General features: G+C 58.6%; 18 protein-coding genes. 6 read left to right on the forward strand and 12 right to left on the reverse strand.

The window, feature by feature from the left end; translation table 11 throughout:
- Positions 1 to 13: 13 nt before the first annotated feature.
- The 4 genes from tauA to KUF73_RS27750 all read right to left on the reverse strand — a co-directional run bounded on the left by tauA (position 14) and on the right by KUF73_RS27750 (position 5,740).
- Positions 14 to 991, reverse strand: coding sequence for a taurine ABC transporter substrate-binding protein (gene tauA / locus KUF73_RS27735; protein WP_218441152.1), 978 nt, complete (start codon positions 989 to 991; stop codon positions 14 to 16).
- A 207-nt stretch (positions 992 to 1,198) separates the two neighbouring features.
- Positions 1,199 to 2,782 (reverse strand): glutamate--cysteine ligase, encoded by a 1,584-nt coding sequence (gshA, locus tag KUF73_RS27740; RefSeq protein ID WP_218441153.1) that lies wholly within the window; start codon positions 2,780 to 2,782, stop codon positions 1,199 to 1,201.
- Positions 2,783 to 3,032: 250 nt separating this feature from the next.
- Positions 3,033 to 3,416, reverse strand: coding sequence for a PaaI family thioesterase (locus tag KUF73_RS27745; RefSeq protein ID WP_007972875.1), 384 nt, complete (start codon positions 3,414 to 3,416; stop codon positions 3,033 to 3,035).
- A complete protein-coding gene (locus KUF73_RS27750; protein ID WP_218441154.1) occupies positions 3,416 to 5,740 on the reverse strand; it encodes a Tex family protein in 2,325 nt (774 codons plus the stop codon). Before KUF73_RS27750 ends, KUF73_RS27745 begins: the two co-directional genes overlap by 1 nt.
- 361 nt (positions 5,741 to 6,101) lie before the next feature.
- On the opposite strand from KUF73_RS27750, the gene ompR reads away from it, so the two are divergent.
- Positions 6,102 to 6,842, forward strand: a complete 741-nt coding sequence (ompR, locus tag KUF73_RS27755; protein ID WP_218441155.1) for a two-component system response regulator OmpR — start codon at positions 6,102 to 6,104, stop codon at positions 6,840 to 6,842.
- 114 nt (positions 6,843 to 6,956) lie between these two features.
- Positions 6,957 to 8,270, forward strand: a complete 1,314-nt coding sequence (locus KUF73_RS27760) for an ATP-binding protein (protein ID WP_218441156.1) — start codon at positions 6,957 to 6,959, stop codon at positions 8,268 to 8,270.
- Between the two features lie 93 nt (positions 8,271 to 8,363).
- Here the strand turns inward: KUF73_RS27760 and rimK are convergent, their stop codons facing one another.
- Both rimK and KUF73_RS27770 read right to left on the reverse strand, forming a co-directional pair.
- Positions 8,364 to 9,269, reverse strand: coding sequence for a 30S ribosomal protein S6--L-glutamate ligase (rimK, locus tag KUF73_RS27765; protein WP_007972871.1), 906 nt, complete (start codon positions 9,267 to 9,269; stop codon positions 8,364 to 8,366).
- Positions 9,266 to 9,727, reverse strand: a complete 462-nt coding sequence (locus KUF73_RS27770; RefSeq protein WP_218441205.1) for an ATP-dependent zinc protease — start codon at positions 9,725 to 9,727, stop codon at positions 9,266 to 9,268. The genes rimK and KUF73_RS27770 overlap by 4 nt, the downstream gene beginning before the upstream one ends.
- A gap of 234 nt (positions 9,728 to 9,961) precedes the next feature.
- On the opposite strand from KUF73_RS27770, the gene KUF73_RS27775 reads away from it, so the two are divergent.
- The 3 genes from KUF73_RS27775 to KUF73_RS27785 all read left to right on the forward strand — a co-directional run bounded on the left by KUF73_RS27775 (position 9,962) and on the right by KUF73_RS27785 (position 13,375).
- A complete protein-coding gene (locus KUF73_RS27775; RefSeq protein ID WP_218441157.1) occupies positions 9,962 to 10,369 on the forward strand; it encodes an RNA-binding S4 domain-containing protein in 408 nt (135 codons plus the stop codon).
- A gap of 381 nt (positions 10,370 to 10,750) precedes the next feature.
- On the forward strand, positions 10,751 to 11,653 hold the full coding sequence (gene hslO / locus KUF73_RS27780; RefSeq protein WP_218441158.1) for an Hsp33 family molecular chaperone HslO: 903 nt from the start codon (positions 10,751 to 10,753) through the stop codon (positions 11,651 to 11,653).
- A 180-nt stretch (positions 11,654 to 11,833) separates the two neighbouring features.
- A complete protein-coding gene (locus tag KUF73_RS27785; protein WP_218441159.1) occupies positions 11,834 to 13,375 on the forward strand; it encodes a phosphoenolpyruvate carboxykinase in 1,542 nt (513 codons plus the stop codon).
- A gap of 225 nt (positions 13,376 to 13,600) precedes the next feature.
- Here the strand turns inward: KUF73_RS27785 and KUF73_RS27790 are convergent, their stop codons facing one another.
- From KUF73_RS27790 to KUF73_RS27815, 6 genes are all read right to left on the reverse strand, one after another.
- The gene (locus KUF73_RS27790) at positions 13,601 to 14,455 is read right to left on the reverse strand and encodes a DMT family transporter (RefSeq protein WP_218441206.1); all 855 of its coding nucleotides are present in this window, start codon (positions 14,453 to 14,455) and stop codon (positions 13,601 to 13,603) included.
- A gap of 41 nt (positions 14,456 to 14,496) precedes the next feature.
- On the reverse strand, positions 14,497 to 14,850 hold the full coding sequence (locus KUF73_RS27795; RefSeq protein ID WP_218441160.1) for a DUF1493 family protein: 354 nt from the start codon (positions 14,848 to 14,850) through the stop codon (positions 14,497 to 14,499).
- Positions 14,851 to 14,932: 82 nt separating this feature from the next.
- Positions 14,933 to 16,204, reverse strand: a complete 1,272-nt coding sequence (locus KUF73_RS27800) for a type II toxin-antitoxin system HipA family toxin (protein WP_218441161.1) — start codon at positions 16,202 to 16,204, stop codon at positions 14,933 to 14,935.
- A complete protein-coding gene (locus KUF73_RS27805; RefSeq protein ID WP_218441162.1) occupies positions 16,201 to 16,695 on the reverse strand; it encodes a helix-turn-helix domain-containing protein in 495 nt (164 codons plus the stop codon). Before KUF73_RS27805 ends, KUF73_RS27800 begins: the two co-directional genes overlap by 4 nt.
- Before the next feature lie 210 nt (positions 16,696 to 16,905).
- The gene (locus KUF73_RS27810) at positions 16,906 to 17,205 is read right to left on the reverse strand and encodes a hypothetical protein (RefSeq protein ID WP_218441163.1); all 300 of its coding nucleotides are present in this window, start codon (positions 17,203 to 17,205) and stop codon (positions 16,906 to 16,908) included.
- Between the two features lie 435 nt (positions 17,206 to 17,640).
- Complete coding sequence (locus KUF73_RS27815) at positions 17,641 to 17,934, reverse strand: hypothetical protein (protein WP_218441164.1); 294 nt, start codon at positions 17,932 to 17,934, stop codon at positions 17,641 to 17,643.
- Between the two features lie 550 nt (positions 17,935 to 18,484).
- Between KUF73_RS27815 and KUF73_RS27820 the strand changes: the two genes are divergently transcribed.
- Positions 18,485 to 20,413 carry an ATP-dependent DNA helicase RecQ gene (locus KUF73_RS27820; protein WP_218441165.1) on the forward strand — a complete coding sequence of 643 codons (1,929 nt, stop codon included), beginning with the start codon at positions 18,485 to 18,487 and terminating at the stop codon, positions 20,411 to 20,413.
- Positions 20,414 to 20,583: the final 170 nt, after the last annotated feature.

The following is a 20,583-nucleotide window of genomic DNA, read 5'->3' on the forward strand; positions in this document are numbered from 1 at the left end:
GGTTAACTCCCGATCAGTTGGTGATGAATTTGGCGCTGACGTACGGTGCGTAGTCCGGCAGCACAGCCTCGACCTTGCCTTGCTCCTTGAGGAATGCGGCGGTGTCGGTGATGGCTTTGGTGGTCGGTGCGCCGAGGGTGATCACCTGATCAGCCGCCAGCGGATAAACGTTGCCTTGCAGCAGCAGCGGAATGTCGCTGGCCTTGGCGCCGGACAGTTTCACCAGCTTGTCGACGTTGCCTTGGTTGGCGAGCCAGGCTTTCGGGTCTTTGCGGTAGTCGGCGTAAGCATCCAGGGTCACTTTGGCGAACGCGGTGACGATTTCCGGGTGCTTCTCGGCGAAGTCTTTACGCACGATCCAGGCATCGAAAGTCGGCGCGCCGAACTTGGCCAGTTCGCCGGAGGTGATCAGCACTTTGCCGTTTTCCTTGGCCACGCCGAGCGCCGGGTCCCAAACGTAGGTGGCATCGATGTCACCGCGTTTCCACGCGGCGATGATGGCTGGCGGGGCGAGGTTGAGGACGGTGACTTTCGACGGGTCGATGTTCCAGTGCTTCAGCGCGGCCAGCAGGCTGTAATGTCCGGTGGACACGAACGGCACGGCGATTTTCTTGCCGATCAAATCTTGTGGCGTCTTGATCCCGGAGCCGTCGCGAGCGACCAGGGCTTCGGCAGCGCCGATCTGAGTGGCGATGAGGAAGGTTTCCACCGGGACTTTGCGGGTGATGGCTGCGGTCAGAGGGCTGGAACCGAGGTAGCCGATCTGTACGTCGCCGGAGGCGATGGCGGCGATGATGTCGGCACCGTTGTCGAATTTGCGCCAGTCGATTTTGGCGTTGGTGGCTTTTTCGTAAGCACCGTCGGCCTGGGCGACTTTGGCCGGGTCAACGGTGGTCTGGTAGGCGACGGTTACGTCGGCTGCCTGGGCAAAGAAGCTTGCTGCGGCCAGCGATGCGGCCGCCAGCAGGCGAAGAGGGAAATGCAGTTTCATCGAGGAAGCTCCTTGTCAGGCGACCGAGAGTCGGCGTGAAAGGAGACTAAATGATATAAGAATTCGAAAATAAATAACTTTTTCGAATTAGCTTATTAGATAAGATTTTTGAAGATCAAAAGATCGCAGCCTTCGGCAGCTCCTGCTGGGTGAATACAAATCCCGTTTAGGAGCTGCCGAAGGCTGCGATCTTTTTATAGACGATGATTAGTTGCTGATCGCCAGAATACTGGCCTGGTACGACCCGACAAACACATCGAAATCGCCAACTTCGTTCTGTTCCAGCTCAGACTGCTGAGCCAGCGACGAACGCGCCAGTTCTTCAAACTTGGCCTGTTCCTCCGCTGCCAACGGCTCGCTACGGAAAAACTCCGCATGGGCGCGGCTCTGGCGCAGGGAGAACTGGACAAAGCTTTCCTTGTGCTCGGCCATGGCTGCCAGCACCTGGGCCGAGGGCGTCAGGGACGGGTCCTTGACCTTGGCAAGCTGAGCGTCCAACGCCTTGCTGTGCGTATCACCGCCATGGCTTTGATCCAGCAGCGCGGCCAGTGGTGCGATGTTTTCCAGCAATTGGCCAGCCCACTCTTTCAGGTCCACCAGCTGACCGTCGCGTTGTAGTTGCAGGCCCGGACGGCGACCCTCCTTGACCACGCTGAGAAAGTTCGAAGTCGCGTTGTTGCAAGTGGTGTTGGTCAGCAGCGGGCTGTCATTCAGCGCGCAGAACAGCAGGAACGCGTCGAGGAAGCGCGACTCGGTGATGTCGATACCGGTCGGCAAGAACGGGTTGATGTCCAGGCAGCGTACTTCGACGTACTGGATGCCACGGGCCATCAGCGCCTGAATCGGCCGCTCGCCGGTGTAGGTCACGCGCTTCGGGCGGATGTTGGAGTAGTACTCGTTTTCGATCTGCAGGATGTTGGTGTTGAGCTGAACCCACTCTCCGTCCTTGTGGGTGCCGACTTCGACATACGGCGCGTACGGCGTGGCCACCGCTTTGCGCAGGCTGTCGATGTAGCTGCCAAGATCGTTGTAGCACGGGGTCAGGCCCGCCTGGGCGTTACTCTGGTAACCCAGGTCGCTCATGCGCAGGCTGGTGGCGTACGGCAGATACAAGGTGTCCGGGTCCAGCTGTTCCAACTGGTGCGAACGGCCGCGCAGGAAACCCGCGTCCAGCGCCGGCGACGCGCCGAACAGGTACATCAGCAGCCAGCTGTAGCGGCGGAAGTTGCGGATCAGCGCGATATAGGCAAACGACTGGAAGTCGCGATCGGTGCCGACAAAGCCCTCGGCCTGCTTGAGCAGCGGCCAGAGTTTTTCCGGCAGGGAAAAGTTGTAGTGAATCCCGGCGATGCACTGCATGGTCTTGCCGTAACGCAGGGCCAAACCCTTGCGATAGACATACTTGAGCTGACCGATGTTGGACGTGCCGTAATAGGCAATCGGGATATCTTCCTCGGCCGGCAACGGGCACGGCATCGATGGACTCCACAGGTACTCGTTGCCGAGCTTGCTGTAGGCAAAGCGGTGAATCTTGTCCAGGCTCGCCAGAGTGTCCGCCGGGTTGGGCAGGGCCGGAGTGATGAACTCCAGCAGCGACTCGGAATAGTCGGTGGTGATCTGTTCGTTGGTCAGCGCGGAACCCAATTCTTCCGGGTGCGGCGTTTGCGCCAGGCGACCTTCATCGGTCACGCGCAGGCATTCACGTTCGATGCCGTGAAGGCACTGTTCGAGCAGAGAGAGGTTAGCGCGCTCGCCGAGCAGAGCCAGGCGGCGGTTGAGAAGTTCGCTCAAGTTGGATTCCTTCACGCGTCAGTCGCCCCAATATGGGGGTGGGCAAGACGGTCTACAAGGGTGAAGTTGAAACTGGCGTTTTCGCCTGGTTTTTAGAGCCGCACAGCCATGCACAAACCCCTGTAGGAGCTGCCGCAGGCTGCGATCTTTTGATCTTGCTTTTGAAAAAAACAAAATCAAAAGATCGCAGCCTGCGGCAGCTCCTACAGGTTTCGTTGCGTGGAAATTAACCCAAATCGATGACTTCTAGCTACAGGACAGCGAACGTGCCTTGCGCTTTTGCGACCAGTTTGTCTCCTTGCATCACGTCGGCTTCAACCACCAAGGTGCGGCGACCCGGGTGGATCACTCGGGCCGTGCACATCACCTCACCGTCCGAGACGGCGCGGATGTAGTTGATCTTGCACTCGATGGTCGCGCTCTGCTGGTCAAAGCCATGGGTGCTGGAACAGGCCAGCCCCATCGCAATGTCTACCAGACTGAACAAAGCCCCGCCGTGCAGCTTGCCGCCACGGTTGCGCAGTTCTGGTTCCAGCGCCAGGGCGACTTGCGCCACCCCGGTTTCCAAACTGTGCAAGCGGCACCCCAGCAGCTTGAAAAACGCGCTTTCGGTCAAGCCGGCCGGGATGTCCATCAGCGTTTCTTCAACTGCTTGGCGTTGGCGAACAGCGAAGCCATGGCGTTGTTGCTCGGGGCCGGAGCCGTGGTTTCCTTGCGCGGTGCAGTGTTCTGGGACTGGCGCGGTGCCGAACCCGGACGTGCACCACGGGCACCGTCGATTTTCTCGCCCGGCGTGTCGCTCATGCGCATCGACAGGCCCACGCGTTTACGCGGAATGTCGATTTCCATGACCTTCACCTTGACCACATCACCGGCCTTCACCGCTTCACGCGGATCTTTGATGAACTTCTCCGAAAGCGCCGAGATGTGCACCAAACCGTCCTGATGCACGCCGATGTCGACGAACGCGCCGAAGTTGGTCACGTTGGTCACCACGCCTTCGAGGATCATGCCCAGTTGCAGGTCCTTGAGGTCTTCGACGCCTTCCTGGAACTCGGCAGTCTTGAACTCGGGACGCGGGTCGCGACCGGGTTTTTCGAGCTCTTGCAGAATGTCGGTGACCGTCGGCAGACCGAATGTTTCGTCGGTGTACTTCTTCGGGTCCAAGCGCTTGAGGAAGCTTGCGTCGCCGATCAGCGAGCGAATGTCACGGTCCGTTTCAGCGGCGATGCGCTGCACCAGCGGATAGGCCTCCGGGTGAACGGCGGACGAATCCAGCGGGTTCTCACCGTTCATGACGCGAAGGAAACCGGCGGCTTGTTCGAAGGTCTTTTCACCCAGACGCGCGACTTTCTTCAGCGCCGCGCGGGTTTTGAACGCGCCGTGCTCGTCGCGGTGACTGACAATGTTCTGTGCCAGTGTTGCGTTGAGGCCGGAGATGCGCGCCAGCAGCGCCACGGAGGCAGTGTTCACATCCACGCCAACGGCGTTCACGCAGTCTTCGACCACAGCGTCGAGGCCACGAGCCAGTTTCAATTGCGACACGTCGTGCTGGTATTGGCCGACACCGATGGATTTCGGATCGATCTTCACCAGTTCGGCCAACGGGTCTTGCAGGCGACGGGCAATCGACACCGCGCCACGGATCGACACGTCGAGGTCCGGGAATTCCTTGGAAGCCAGTTCCGATGCCGAGTAAACCGATGCGCCGGCCTCGGAGACCATGACTTTGGTCATCTTCATTGCTGGGTATTTTTTGATCAGCTCGGCAGCCAGTTTGTCGGTTTCACGGCTGGCGGTGCCGTTGCCGATGGCAATCAGGTCGACCGCGTGCTTGGCGCACAGGGCGGCAAGAATCGCGAGGGTCTGGTCCCACTTGTTGTGCGGTACGTGCGGGTAAACCGTCGCGTGATCCAGCAGCTTGCCAGTGGAGTCGACCACGGCGACCTTGCAACCGGTGCGCAGGCCCGGGTCGAGGCCCAGGGTGGCGCGCGGACCGGCCGGGGCCGACAGCAACAAGTCGTGCAGGTTGTGTGCGAAGACATTGATGGCTTCGGTTTCCGCGCCATCGCGCAGTTCGCCCAGCAGGTCGGTTTCCAGATGGGTGTAGAGCTTGACCTTCCAGGTCCAGCGCACCACTTCCCCCAGCCATTTGTCGGCGGCGCGGTTCTGATTCTGGATGCCGAATTGCTGGCCGATCATGCCTTCGCACGGGTGCATGGTGCCCGGCAGCTCGTCGCCGACTTTCAGCGCGGAGCTGAGAATGCCTTCGTTACGACCACGGAAAATCGCCAGGGCGCGGTGCGACGGCATGCTTTTCAGCGGTTCGTCGTGTTCGAAGTAGTCGCGGAACTTGGCGCCTTCCTCTTCCTTGCCGGCAATCACGCGGGCACTGAGGGTGGCTTCCTGCTTGAGGTAGCTGCGCAGCTTGTCCAGCAGGCCGGCGTCTTCTGCGAAGCGTTCCATCAGGATGTACTTGGCGCCTTCGAGGGCCGCCTTTACATCGGCCACGCCTTTTTCGGCATCGACGAAGCGTGCAGCTTCAGCGTCCGGCGTCAGGCTCGGGTCGTTGAACAAGCCGTCAGCCAAGTCGCCGAGGCCGGCTTCCAGTGCAATCTGGCCCTTGGTGCGGCGCTTTTGCTTGTACGGCAGGTACAAATCTTCGAGGCGGGTCTTGGTGTCGGCGAGTTTGATATCGCGTTCCAGTTGCGGGGTCAGCTTGCCTTGCTCCTGGATGCTGGCCAGGATGCTGATGCGCCGTTCGTCGAGTTCTCGCAGGTAGCGCAGACGCTCTTCCAGATGACGCAACTGAATGTCATCGAGGCTGCCGGTCACTTCTTTCCGGTAACGGGCGATGAAGGGCACCGTGGAGCCTTCATCGAGTAGCGCGACGGCCGCTTCGACCTGTTGTGGGCGGACGCCGAGTTCCTCGGCGATGCGGCTGTTGATGCTGTCCATAAAACCACCTGACAAATTGTGAAAGCAGGCTCGCAGGCGCAGAGATAGGGCCTCGGCGAGTCTGGTTGAGCGGCCTGGCCGGCGCCGCTACCTGGATCAAAAGGTATCCCGTTGACCCGTGAAATCGAACAATTACTGCCGGCACCATGAAAATAAAAAGCGGCCACCGGGCGTAATGATCAGACGTTGCCTGACACAAAAGGCCGCGCATTATAACCAGCGTTCGCCGTTCGGGGGCATCAGGGGTTGCCCGGTGCAACGGGCGGTTTTCTGGCGATAAAGGAAAAATCTGCTAACAATGCACACGGTGCGTATAACGACAGCTACGCCATAATGCGCGCCGAGATCAAAGGAGCATCCAATGAGCAGCACTGCACAAACTGCTGAAGGCGAAAAAATTCTCATCGTTGACGACGATCCAGGGCTCAGCAGCCTGCTGGAACGTTTTTTCGTCAGCAAGGGCTATCGCGCACGCGCGGTACCGAACACGGAACAAATGGACCGCCTGCTGGCGCGTGAAGTGTTCAACCTGGTCGTCCTCGACCTGATGCTGCCCGGCGAAGACGGCCTGACTGCTTGCCGCCGCCTGCGTGGCGCGAACAATCAGATTCCGATCATCATGCTGACCGCCAAGGGCGATGAGCTGAGCCGCATCAAGGGCCTGGAACTGGGCGCCGATGACTACCTGGCCAAGCCGTTCAACCCGGACGAGCTGATGGCCCGCGTCAAAGCGGTCCTGCGTCGCCAATCGGCTCCGGTGCCGGGCGCGCCGGGCAGCGAAGACGAAAGCGTGACCTTCGGTGACTATGAACTGTCGCTGGCTACCCGCGAACTCAAGCGCGGCGAAGAAGTGCACATGCTCACCACCGGTGAGTTTGCGGTGCTCAAGGCGCTGGTAATGAACGCCCGTCAGCCACTGACCCGCGACAAACTGATGAACCTGGCCCGTGGCCGCGAGTGGGATGCGCTGGAGCGTTCCATCGACGTGCAGATTTCCCGCCTGCGCCGGATGATCGAACCTGATCCGTCCAAGCCGCGCTACATCCAGACCGTCTGGGGCGTGGGCTATGTGTTCGTTCCGGATGGCGCCGCCACCAAGTGATCGGCGATTTGTAGGAGCGGGTTGCGCGGGCAGCGGTTAGAAGACCTTGCCCGCAGACTCGCGATCCGCAATGTGCGAGCATCGCTCGCTCCTGCAAGTGTGTAGCGGTTATCCATGAAAACCCCGGTTTGGTTCCCCCAAAGCTTCTTCTCCCGCACCCTTTGGCTGGTGCTCATCGTCGTTCTGTTCTCCAAGGCGCTGACGCTGGTTTATCTGTTGATGAACGAAGACGTGCTGGTGGACCGCCAATACAGCCACGGCGTCGCCCTGACGCTACGCGCCTATTGGGCCGCCGACGAAAACAACCGTGACAAGATTGCCGATGCCGCGACCCTGATTCGGGTAGTGGGCGCGGGTGTGCCGGAAGGCGAGCAACACTGGCCTTACAGCGAGATCTATCAGCGGCAAATGCAAGCCGAACTGGGTGCCGATACCGAAGTGCGGTTACGCATGCATTCGCCGCCGGCGCTGTGGGTTCGGGCGCCGAGCCTGGGCGATGGATGGCTGAAGGTGCCGTTGTACCCGCATCCACTGCGCGGCCAGAAAATCTGGAACGTGCTCGGTTGGTTCCTCGCTATCGGCTTGCTGTCCACCGCCTCGGCGTGGATCTTCGTCAGCCAGCTCAATCAACCTTTGAAACGCTTGGTCTATGCCGCGAGGCAGCTCGGTCAGGGGCGCAGCGTGCGTCTGCCGATCAGCGATACGCCGAGTGAAATGACCGAGGTTTATCGCGCCTTCAACCAAATGGCGGAGGACGTCGAACAGGCCGGACGCGAGCGCGAGCTGATGCTGGCCGGGGTCTCCCATGACCTGCGCACGCCACTGACCCGATTACGGCTGTCCCTGGAACTGATGGGCGACCGCAACGACTTGACGGACGACATGGTCCGCGACATCGAAGACATGGACGCGATTCTCGACCAGTTCCTGGCGTTCATTCGCGATGGCCGCGATGAGTCGGTGGAAGAGGTGGACTTGAGCGATCTCGTTCGTGAAGTTGCCGCGCCGTACAACCAGAACGAAGAGAAGGTGCGCTTGCGCCTGGAACCGATCCAGCCGTTCCCGTTGCGTCGAGTGTCGATGAAACGCCTGCTGAACAACCTGATTGGCAACGCGCTGCATCATGCCGGTAATGGCGTTGAAGTAGCGGCGTATGTCTCCGGGGACACCGCTGCGCCATACGTGGTGCTGAGTGTGATGGACCGTGGCGCCGGGATTGATCCGTCAGAGCTTGAGGCGATCTTTAACCCGTTTACCCGTGGCGATCGTGCGCGTGGCGGGAAGGGCACTGGTTTGGGCTTGGCGATCGTGAAGCGGATTGCTTCGATGCACGGCGGCAACGTTGAGTTGCGCAACCGTTCTGGCGGTGGGCTTGAAGCGCGGGTGCGGTTGCCGCTGGGGTTGATGTTGCCTCGGGATGCCGTTTAAAGACTGAAAAGATCGCAGCCTGCGGCAGCTCCTTGTATCTACAGGGTACGTATTCCCATGTAGGAGCTGGCGCAGGCTGCGATCTTTTGGCTTTTAACCCTTACCTTTGGTCCGGGTCATATTCGGCCCGCCATTCTTCTCCAGGTGCTCAATGATGATCCCGGCCACATTCTTCCCCGTGGTGGTCTCGATCCCTTCCAGCCCCGGCGACGAGTTCACTTCCATCACCAGCGGCCCGTGATTGGAGCGCAGGATATCCACCCCCGCCACCGCCAAACCCATGACCTTCGCCGCACGCAATGCCGTCATGCGTTCTTCTGGCGTGATCTTGATCAGGCTGGCGCTGCCACCGCGATGCAGGTTGGAGCGAAACTCACCCGGTTTGGCCTGGCGCTTCATCGCCGCGATCACCTTGTCGCCCACCACGAAGCAGCGGATATCGGCACCGCCAGCCTCCTTGATGTATTCCTGAACCATGATGTTTTGCTTGAGGCCCATGAACGCCTCGATCACAGACTCCGCCGCTGTGGCGGTTTCGCACAACACCACGCCGATGCCTTGGGTGCCTTCCAGCACTTTGATTACCAGCGGCGCGCCGTTGACCATCTCGATCAGGTCGGGAATGTCATCCGGGGAGTGGGCAAACCCGGTTACCGGCAAACCGATCCCCCGGCGTGACAGCAATTGCAGCGAACGCAGTTTGTCCCGCGAGCGGGCGATGGCTACCGATTCGTTGAGTGGAAAAACCCCCATCATTTCAAACTGGCGCAGCACCGCGCAGCCATAAAACGTGACCGACGCGCCGATTCGCGGGATCACTGCATCGAAACCCTCCAGCGGCTTGCCGCGATAGTGGATCTGCGGCTTGTGGCTGGCGATGTTCATATAGGCGCGCAGGGTATCGACTACCACCATTTCATGGCCGCGTTCGGTACCGGCTTCGACCAGGCGGCGGGTGGAATACAGACGCGGGTTCCGCGACAGCACAGCGATCTTCATGCAACACCTGTGGAGGAGGTAGATACCGGGAACACCGGCTTGTCTTGTACATATTTAATGCCTGGATTAACGACCAGCTGGCCGTCGATCAGGGCTTTGGAACCGAGTAACAGGCGATAACGCATGGACTTGCGGCAGGCCAGCGTGAACTGAACCCGCCAGACCCGATCACCAAGGGCCAGGGTCGTGCTGATCACGTATCGCACCTGCGCATGACCGTTAGAGCTTTTAATGGTTTTCATCGTTACCAGCGGCGCTTCGCAACGGCGGTGACGCAATTGCACCACCGTGCCCAGGTGTGCGGTGAAACGCACCCACTGCCCGCCGTCGCGCTCGAATGTCTCGATGTCGGTGGCATGCAGGCTGGAGGTGCTGGCGCCGGTGTCGATTTTTGCCCGAAGGCCCGCGACTCCCAAATCCGGGAGCGCCACCCACTCGCGCAGACCGACAACGGTCAAATGGTCAAATGTCTTCAAAATTGCTCAACCGGTAGAAACCGCGCTGGCCGCAAGCAGCCGAATTCGCGGTATTCACGCAGAATAATGGTTAAAAGGCGACAGATATCTACGGCCCGGATTTCCAGTCCCGCAGGGCGGTTCTGGAATGCCTGCATTGTAATCCGAGACGGTGTAATTCTTGGTACGACAGAAACGGTAGTACAGTTCACCAATATTTCAGAACGAGGAAATCCCATGGCACAAAAAAACGAAGAGGACGACAAAGTCCGCCTCGATAAATGGTTGTGGGCGGCGCGCTTTTATAAAACTCGTGCGCTGGCCAAAGCGGCGATTGAAAGCGGCAAGGTGCATTGCCGGGGCGAGCGCTGCAAGCCTGGCAAAGAGCCACGTATTGGCGATGAATTTGTGATCCGCACGGGTTTCGAGGAGCGCACAGTGGTGGTCCAGGCGCTGTCGATCGTGCGCCGGGGCGCGCCGGAAGCGCAGACGTTGTACGCCGAAACCGAAGCCAGCATTGCCAAGCGCGAGAATGCCGCGGCCCAGCGCAAGGCCGGCGCCTTGGGCGTGAGCACCGATGGCAAGCCGAGCAAAAAGCAGCGGCGGGACCTGTTCAAGTTCCGTGGAGACAGTCACGGCGACTAAAAAGATCGCAGCCTTCGGCAGCTCAGCAGGGTGAATACAAGTCCCGTGTAGGAGCTGCCGAAGGCTGCGATCTTTTCAAAGGATGCGCCATTCACTTGCAATTGCGAGGATGAGCAACCATATAGGGTGATTCGTCTGCGGCGCACCGAGCGGATAAACAACCGCTCGTCGCAAATCGCCACAGTCCCTGAGCCATAGACCATAAACAGAAGACTAGCGGTGCCAGGAGCCAAGGATTGCCTATTGCCCGCCTCGCTAGGAACAATCCGGGATTGTTCCTAAAATGCCGGCCATGGCTGAGCGTTACGCACCACGAGTGCTGCAAGAAGCGCGATTAATACCGTTTAAACCCCATTGTCACCCATTCAGATACCCAGACTTATGACCGATCTAGCGGACACCGACTTCACCCAACGCTTCATCTTCGATGACAGCGACACCCGTGGCGAGCTGGTCTCGTTGGAGCTCAGCTACGCCGAAGTCCTCGCCAAACATGCTTACCCGGAGCCGGTCCAGCAACTGCTCGGCGAACTGATGGCGGCCGCGTCGTTGCTGGTCGGAACCCTGAAGTTCGATGGGCTGCTGATCCTTCAGGCCCGTTCCGATGGCCCGATCCCGTTGCTGATGATCGAGTGCTCCAGCGAGCGCGACCTTCGTGGCCTGGCCCGTTATGAAGCGGACCAGATTGCCCCCGACGCAACCCTCGCTGACCTGATGCCCAACGGCTCGCTGACGCTGACCATCGACCCGAACCAGGGTCAGCGCTACCAAGGCATCGTCGACCTCGACGGCGAAACCCTGTCGGAGTGCTTCACCAACTATTTCGTGATGTCGCAGCAGGTGGGTACGCGTTTCTGGCTTTACGCCGATAGCCGCCGCGCTCGTGGCCTGTTGCTGCAACAACTGCCCGCCGACCGCCTGAAGGACGAAGAAGATCGCGCCGCCAGTTGGCAGCACATCACCGCGATGGGCAGCACGCTGACCGCTGACGAACTGCTGAGCCTGGACAACGAAACCGTGCTTCATCGCCTGTACCACGAAGAGCAGGTGCGTCTGTTCGATGTTCAGAAACTGCGCTTCCGTTGCAGCTGCTCGCGCGAACGTTCGGCCAATGCGTTGGTCAGTTTGGGTATGGAAGACGCGCAAAACCTGGTGGTTGAACACGGTGGCCACATCGAGATCGACTGCCAGTTCTGCAACCAGCAGTACCTGTTCGACGCCGCCGATGTCACTCAATTGTTCTCCGGAGCGGGTGTCGAGACGCCGTCAGATACCCGTCACTAAAACGGTTCAGCGCAGGTAAATTCACTGGTTAGTGCCGGAATAACGCCGTTACGACAGGAGGGGCCTACTCTTTTTGGGCTTTTCTGGCATAATCCGGCCCACTTTTTTCGCGGTAGTAGTGCACGACTTTCTACTACAAAAACGTTTGGAGCACTCGGCCACTGGCCGACGGGGAACCTCATGACGCAAGCCAATAACGCCGTGTACACCGATCTGAGTGTTGATGATCTGGTTAAAGAAGCCCTCAACCGCGGTGAAGGCGAGCTTGCCGATACCGGCGCACTGGTTGTTCGTACCGGTCACCGTACCGGCCGTTCGCCAGTCGATCGTTTTATCGTTGACGAACCGTCCACCTCGGCCGCCATTGGCTGGGGCCCGATCAACCGCAAGTTCCCGGCCGACAAGTTCGATGCCCTGTGGGCTCGCGTCGAGTCGTTCAATAACGCGCAAGAGCATTTCGTTTCCCACGTTCATGTAGGTTCGGCTTCCGAGCACTACCTGGCCGTGAAAATGACCACCCAGACTGCCTGGCAGAACCTGTTCGGTCGTTGCCTGTTCATCAACCCGGCCCAGTACAACCCGGCTGGCCGTGAAGAATGGCAGGTTCTCAACGTCGCCAACTTCGAGTGCGTTCCAGAGCGCGACGGCACCAACTCCGATGGCTGCGTGATCCTTAACTTCGCACAAAAGAAAGTGCTGATCGCTGGCATGCGTTACGCCGGTGAAATGAAGAAAGCCATGTTCTCGGTGCAGAACTTCCTGCTGCCGGCCGCCGACGTACTGCCAATGCACTGCGCCGCCAACATCGGCGAAGAAGGCGACGTGACCCTGTTCTTCGGTCTGTCGGGCACCGGCAAAACCACCCTGTCGGCTGACGAAAGCCGTTACCTGATTGGTGACGACGAGCACGGCTGGGGTGAAGGCGTGGTGTTCAACATCGAAGGCGGTTGCTATGCCAAGTGCATCGACCTGTCCGAGAAGAACGAGCCGGTTATCTGGAAAGCCATCAAGCACGGCGCAGTCCTGGAAAACGTCGTTATCGACGACGCCAAGCACGCCGACTATGCCGATGTCAGCCTGACCCAGAACAGCCGCGCCGCCTACCCGCTGGAGCACGTTGCCAAACGCTCCGAGGCAAACCTCGGTGGCGAGCCAAACGCGGTGATCTTCCTGACCTGCGACCTGACCGGCGTGCTGCCGCCAGTGTCGATCCTCAGCGAAGAACAAGCGGCCTACCACTTCCTGTCTGGCTACACCGCTCTGGTGGGCTCGACTGAAATGGGTTCGGGCAGTGGCATCAAGTCGACTTTCTCCACCTGCTTCGGCGCACCGTTCTTCCCGCGTCCGGCTGGCGTATACGCAGAGCTGCTGATCAAGCGCATCCGCGGCTTCGGTTCCAAGGTCTACCTGGTCAACACCGGCTGGACCGGCGGTGGCTACGGCGTCGGCAAACGCTTCAACATCCCGACCACCCGTGGCGTGATCGCAGCGATCCAGAGCGGCGCTCTGATCGGTGCCGAGACCGAGCACCTGGACACCATCAACCTCGACGTGCCACTGGCCGTACCGGGCGTTGAGACTGGCCTGCTGAACCCACGCAACACCTGGGCAGACAAAGCCGCCTACGACGAAGCCGCCAAAGCACTGGCCGGCCTGTTCATCGAGAACTTCAAGAAGTTCGAAGTGAGCGACGCGATCAAGGCTGCTGGTCCAAAGTTGTAAGCGTTGGTTTGAAGCAATGAAAAAGCCGCCCTTTGGGGTAGTGCTGATCAGTTAGGCGAGCGCTGTACCCGGTAGGAGCGAGCCTGCTCGCGATGGACGTTAACGATAACGCGTGTTTGCTGGATAAACGCGTCGTCCTCAAGTTCATCGCGAGCACGCTCGCTCCTACAATTGCCTTAGCTGATCTGCATTACCCTTCAGGGCGGCTTTTTTGTGGGCGTTGTCTCAGGTTTTCAAATGCAAGACAAACGCCCCGACCAGAACCAGTACCACCCCGAGCACCTGCACCTTCCCTAGCCGTTCCTTGAAAAACATATACCCCAGAATCGCCGCAATCCCGCCAGACAACGTACTGATCACCGTCACCACCGAAACCGATCCGGCCACCGCACCCCAGGCAAACGACGAAAAACCGCCCAGGTTCATGAGGCTTGCGCCGGTCAGCGTCAGGCAGTTTTTCAGTGGCGGGATTTTCAGTCCGTCATCGACTCTGAGGACGATCGCTACCAGCACGATCAGGCCCACCAGATAAGCGAGCCAGAGCATCGTCACCGGTCCAATCACCGGCAAGACGTAATGGCCCTGCAACCAAAAACTGGTGCCGTAGAACACGGCGGCCAGCAGCGCGTAGAAAATGGAACTGCTGGCCTGAGTGGTGTGTGGCACTTTCGGGTCGGAGTGAAGGCTGGAGAGGATTACCCCGATTACGCACAGGGCAATACACAGCAACTGGAGCTGACTGATCTGTTCACCACCGGCCCAGGAGAGCAGCGTGGTCACCACGCCGTAGGACGTCACCAGTGGCGCGACGATTGAGGCTTTGCCGAGGGCGAAGGCCTTGGACAAGGCCAAGGCGCCAGACACGGTGAGTAATGCGGCGGCGACACCAATCAACCAGATCTCTGGCGGGGCGGCCATGGACCTGAGAATGAACACGGGAAAGGCGATCAGCAGCAGGCTCATGATGGCGAAGCCCAGCGCTTGACCGAAATACACGGCGCGTTTGACACCCACTGCGCGGGCATTCAAACCCACCAGAAAATCCGTCCCGCCCCAAAGCAGGGCGGCCAACAAACCCATCAGTACGTCCACGCAATGTCCTTATCGTTATCCGCCGGACATTACAGGCCTTCCAGCTCCCGGGTGTCCCAGCGTCGAGCCTTGATAGCTCGGTAGAGCATGGCGATGGTCAATGGTTCCTTGTCGCCGCGACCCTTGGCCTTGCGTTTGAGGAATACATCGTAGCCTTCAGGTTGGAAATAGCGATAGCTGTCGTAATCCACAAAGTCGATGGCGAACTGGTCTTCCAGGGACTCGATCAAATGCTGGGCGTCGGCGCCGTTGCAGTTCAGGTCGAAGTTGATCGAGGTGTTGAGGCTGATGGTTTTGCGCTCTGGGAAGCCAAGCTCTTCGTGTAACAGTTGCAGGAGCTGGCGCATTGTTGGGTCGTCGGGGAGGTTGGGGGCGAGGATCATGGCGCTGTATCCGGTTGGGCTTGAGCTTGTTGGTCTTTACTCACGCATGGGAACGTTCTTCACTCTAGGTCAGGCTAGGTAGCTAAGATTCTGCAAGCCGAAACGCTGGTGCCATTTTGTCCTGTTCACGCCTCGACAATCCCAAGGCTCCAGCCAGTGTTGACCATTGGCTGACAACATCCTTGAAGCTTTCGATTATGTCTTCTGCATCCGCACGATTGACCCGAAAATACTCCGCTACGATCAGGGCAAGTTCGAGATCAAGCGCGTTGTCTGAATCAGTGATGTTGAGTTTCAAGCCATCGGCGTGCGCCACCGGGTTCATGTCATAGGCAGCAGACAAACGCCATCCACGACCCGGGTCAAGGATAAACCCGTGATTGCGCAGGTGATCATCAGTGTTGGAAACCAGGATGTTGAACACAATTCGAGACCACAACTCCCTAAGATCCGCGTTGGTTTCCGAGCCGTGCTCCATGAGCACCTCAGCCAATTCAAGGTAACTGGCGCCTACTGAGGCATCGTCACCGTCGACGCGATCCGTCATGGTCATGGCTGAGGCAAAGTGCAGTCGGCCACCGCGTGCGGTTCGGTCGAAACGCTTGATCATGAAGCAGTGATGATCGCTCGCATAGCGTCGGGCGATACCGGTTGCGACGCGCAAGCCACAGTGATTGGCGAGGGCATTAACCACCAATTCCCAACCCCCTACGTCATAGTCATCGCGGGTGCTTGGAAACTTGGCAATCCACAAGTGACCTTGTTCATCGGCGACGCTGGCTTTGGGTCTGGCTCCGCCCAGTGAGCCGCCGGGCGCAATCAGCATTCTCAGCCACTCGCCGCCGTCGATTGATGTGTTATCCGGGTCGTTTTCCAAGGCGCGGCTTGCTTGTTCCAGTGCGCGCAACTCGACGAAGGGCGGGGCAGCGACACCATCCCGATCATCGAGAAAACTGCCTTCGTCATTGAGTTTGTAGCGGATTGCCCCGACTCGGTAGAGGTCATGGACGCCTAGAAGGAAATCCGACTCGTAAAGCTTGTTGCCTGCTGGGGCCAACCCTTCACGAATGTCCCGCTCCAGTCGTCGCTTCATCAGTAATTGCCCCCATCGATCCGGGCTTGAATCAGCGAATACACCAAACCGAGTCTGGTGTTGACCGGGGAACTGACGACCTTCGAAGAGCCCGATTCGGGGATCCAGCGTTGTGAAATTCAGTTCGGGATCGGCCAGTGCCGTAGCGTCGTACTCAAACTCGAAAACACTGGTGGAGCGCGTTTTTCTGGCATGCAGGAAGCCGAGGCGTCTTGGGCCGTTCAAGGATTCCCAGTCTGCATACACAGCAATCAGTGTCATTTTTCACCTGTCGTGGGTTTGGTGCTTTTCTTTGTCAACAGATTGGAAAGTGAGTGGGTATTGAAGGGGAAGTCCGCAGAAAAATCTGAAGTCTCGTCGCCGCTTTCAATCACTTCCGTGTGCTGTTCGGGGTGTGGGGCGGTCTTTTTTACAGCGTTGACTCTGGGTGCTCGTCGACGAGCGACGGCTGCGGAATTCGCCGCAGGTTTCAGCTGTGCATCCTGCAACTGACGCCCCACTTCATCGATTGCAGCGAGTTTGCTCAAGTCTTTTTCCAGGCCCAGCACCTGCATGACAGACACGTAGGCGCCCATGGTCACGCCCGCCCCCCCTGACTCCAGTGAGCGCAAGGTCATCAGTGACATGCCTGATCTCTCGGCGACTTGCTTGGCTGTGAGTTTGCGACGCAGGCGCGCTAGCTTCAGTCGCTCCCCGAACTCGGCAAGCAATCTGGCTGCGGAGGGCAAGAGTGGCGCAGTTTTCTTGGCCATATACCAATATTCCTTCATTTTTAAGGCTTAAATACCAAAATAATAGCACTTAAGTGGAAAGGCATCGCTTTGCCTGAGGACGTCGCCACGGCAACAAAAAAGTGGGTTGGGAAAACATATGTACTGCCATTATTTCAGCTGAAATACCAGAATACATCCAGAATAATGGCAGTTATGATTGAGCGGATCTTAATATCGGAGAGGCAAAACTCAGGTTGGCGCTTTCCACCCCATCAAGCGTTGGTGGGCGACTTTGAGCAGGTCGCAGCCGTCCTGGGTCAGCAGGTAGAGCGCGTGGGTGATTTGTGGGATGTCTTCGATGTCGCCGTCTTGAAAGTTCTGGCAGTGCAGGGTTCGGAGTAGTTCGCTGGAGGCTCGGACGCGCTGGAGGGCGGCTTCGAGGATGTCTTGCGGGTGGGCTTCTGTGTCGATGATCAGTGGCGGGGAATCGGTGAGGTTGGTGGTAAGGGGGTAGTAGCGTTCGTTGGTGAACGGATTCCATTTGTTCATTATTTTTTCTCTTTTATGTCGTCGAAGAACCGCCGTTACCGTGACCAAACGATGGGTGGCGGACTGTGCTCAGGTTGGTCAACCAGGGAGAGATAACCCGAGTACGCCGAAGCGTCCCAAACACAGCCGCCATAAAGCGTGCTGACATAAAAGATGCCGGCAGCATACAAGGGCATGCGAAAGTTTTCTCTCTCAATTCAGGTGACCAAACCCGGTCGCTGATTTGGCAGCGGCAGCGCGGACTATAGATGTCTGTCTCCGAGCGGCGATAGGCGACAAGGTGACTTCTGTTGTAGGACCGTGCCGAAGCTTTGATAGGGCATGACTTACAGGCCTATCCACGGCAGCTTTTTAAACGATTGAATGGCGTCAACTGGAGCGCGTTATCGTTCTTCGCGGGCAAGCCTCGCTCCTACAGGGGGTTGTGGCTTGGCTTTAGATTGCGGTGGCTTTTGGGAGGCGTTGGCGGGCGATGTCGAGCAGGTCGTTGCCGTCCTGGGTCAACAGGTATAGCGCGCTGATGATGTTCGGGAAATCGCTGGTGTCGGCTTGTTTGAAGCACAGGCAATAAAGGGTTTCGAGCAGGTCGCTGGCGGCGCGGATGCGTTGGCGGGCGGCGTCGAGGATTTCAAAGGGATCGGCTTCGGTATCGATGACCAGCACGGGTGTTTCGCTGTAGCGGGTTTTGAGCGGGCGATAGCGGCTGGTCAGTGGGTCGGGGTTGTTCATCAAAGTGGGTCCTGTGCGAAATCGGCAAGTGTGCCCGGCAGGCCGAGACACTGTTTTCAGCCGCGCCGCAAACTATAGAAGGGGCTGTGCCAGCGCGACAAGACGGCTGTGATGGACAGGTTTTGTAGGGTTTTTTTCGTTTTTTGAGGAAAGGGACTACAGGTTGGTGGGGGATTTTTAGGGTGAAGCCGCTGCCGGTAAAAATACCTACGGGGTTGTCAGTTGTTATTCGAAAAATCTCGGTATTCGGTGCGCCAGAATCCGTAGGACCTTTCGAATTTTTGTGGTGATGGAACAGGCCTCATCGCGAGCAAGCTCGCTTCCACAGTGGTTCTTGGCCGAGCACAAAATCAACGTTTAGTGAAGATCATATGTGGAGCGGGCCTGCTCGCGATAGCGGTCTACCAGACGTCGTATTGCTCAACCTCGGCAATCCCGTAGAGCCATCCGCTGTATCATCCCGTATCGTTTTTACCCCCGACCTTTTCTCGACGCGCTGCAATCGCCGGCTAGGCTTTGCTCATCGCAGCGGTCAACGGAGTGACAGCTTATGCACAACACCCTGGAACAGGTTTTCGGTTATCCACAGTTTCGACCCGGTCAGGAGGCAGCGGTCAGCGCGGTGCTGGCCGGGCGTTCGGCGGCGGCGATTTTCCCTACCGGCTCCGGCAAGTCCCTTTGCTATCAGTTGTCGGCGGTCTTGCTGCCGCACCTGACACTGGTGGTCTCGCCGCTGCTGGCATTGATGCAGGATCAGCTCGGGTTCCTGCAACGCCACGGCATTGCGGCAGGCAGTATCGATTCGGCGCAGAGCCGCGATGTTGCAAGCGATGTCATGGCCCGGGCAAAGTCCGGTGAACTGAAGATTTTGATGATCTCCGTGGAGCGCCTGAAGAACGAACGCTTCCGCAATTTCTTGCAACAGGTGCCGATCTCGCTACTGGTGGTCGACGAGGCGCACTGCATCTCGGAGTGGGGCCACAATTTCCGCCCGGATTACCTCAAGCTTCCGGACTATCAGCGCCAGTTCAACATCCCTCAGGTATTGCTGCTTACGGCGACTGCGACGCCGAAGGTGATCGCCGACATGCAGGCCAAATTCGCCATCGCGCCCGAGGATGTGGTGACCACCGGTTTCTATCGGCCAAATTTGAATCTGTGGGTGGAGCCGGTGCGCGGGCAGGACAAGCGCCGTCGTCTTGTCGAGTGGATGAGCCAGCGTCCTGGGCAGCCGAGCATCGTCTACGTCACCTTGCAGAAAACTGCCGAGCACATCGCCGAGCATCTGAGCCGCAACGGGATTCAGGCCGAGGCCTATCACGCCGGTTTGCCTCATGAGCAACGGGAGGCGATCCAGAAACGCTTTATGGGTGGGCAGTCCAATTGCATCGTCGCTACCATCGCCTTCGGCATGGGCATCGACAAGAGCGACATCCGCAACGTGGTGCATTTCGATCTGCCCAAATCCATCGAAAACTACAGTCAGGAAATCGGTCGCGCGGGGCGTGACGGGCAGCCGTCCGACTGTCTGGTATTGGCCAACCGCGACAGCCTCAACGTGCTGGAAAACTTCGTCTATGGCGACACCCCTGAGCGGGACGGCATCCGCTGCGTGCTCGACGAGATGCAAGCCGCCGCGCCAGAAGGGCAGTGGGAGTTTTTGCTGGGGCCTTTGGCGGATCAGAGCAACATCCGTCAGTTACCGCTAAAGACCTTGCTGGTGCAACTGGAACTGCGTGGATTGATTGCCCCGCGTTACGCCTATTACGCCGAATACCGTTTCAAGTATTTGCAGGAGCCCGAGGCGCTGCTGGCTCGCTTCGAAGGTGAGCGCAGGGATTTCGTCGCAGCGATCATCCAGACCTCCAGTCGTGCACGAACCTGGGCCACGGTGAATTTCGATGCGTTGTATGAGCAGCATCAGGCCGAGCGCGATCGGGTGGTCAAGGCGCTGGATTACTTTCAGGAAAAGGGTTGGGTCGAGCTTGAAAGCAAGCAGATGACCGAGGTCTACAGCGTGCTGCAACCCGATTTCGACAGCGCCGTTTTGAGTGCAGAACTGCACGCCTACTTCACCCGGCATGAGCAAACCGAAATCGCGCGGATACACGCCATGTTGGACCTGTTCGCCACCGACCATTGCCTGGGTTATCGCCTGGCCGAGTATTTCGGCGATGAAAACGCGCCAAGGCAGTGCGGGCATTGTTCGGTGTGTCACGGGCAAGTAGCACGGCTGCCAGCCCCGCCTGAGCTGCCGGCGCTTGTGGATAAAAATTTCGAGACGTTGTGCGACGATTTTATCCACAGGCATGAACAGCATACGGGCAGTGTTCCATCGGCTGAGCGGGTGACGCGGTTTCTGTGCGGGATCAGCGTGCCGCTGTTTACCAAGCTCAAGGTGCGGGCGATTTCCGGGTTTGCTGCATTGGAAGACTATCCATATGCCGAAGTGCGCAATTGGTCCGAGGCGCACCTCTAACCCGTAGGAGATGCCGAAGGCTGCAATCTTTTGATCTTGTTTTAAAAAAGCCAAGGTCAATAGATCGCAGCCTTCGGCAGCTCCTACAGGGTTGCATCCACGCGCTGAATGTTGCTCATCACAGGAATAAATTTCAAAAATGCGCGATGCCTGACTATGGTGAGGGCTGT

The organism is Pseudomonas sp. PD9R, assembly GCF_019200975.1.
In the GTDB taxonomy this organism is placed as follows: domain Bacteria; phylum Pseudomonadota; class Gammaproteobacteria; order Pseudomonadales; family Pseudomonadaceae; genus Aquipseudomonas.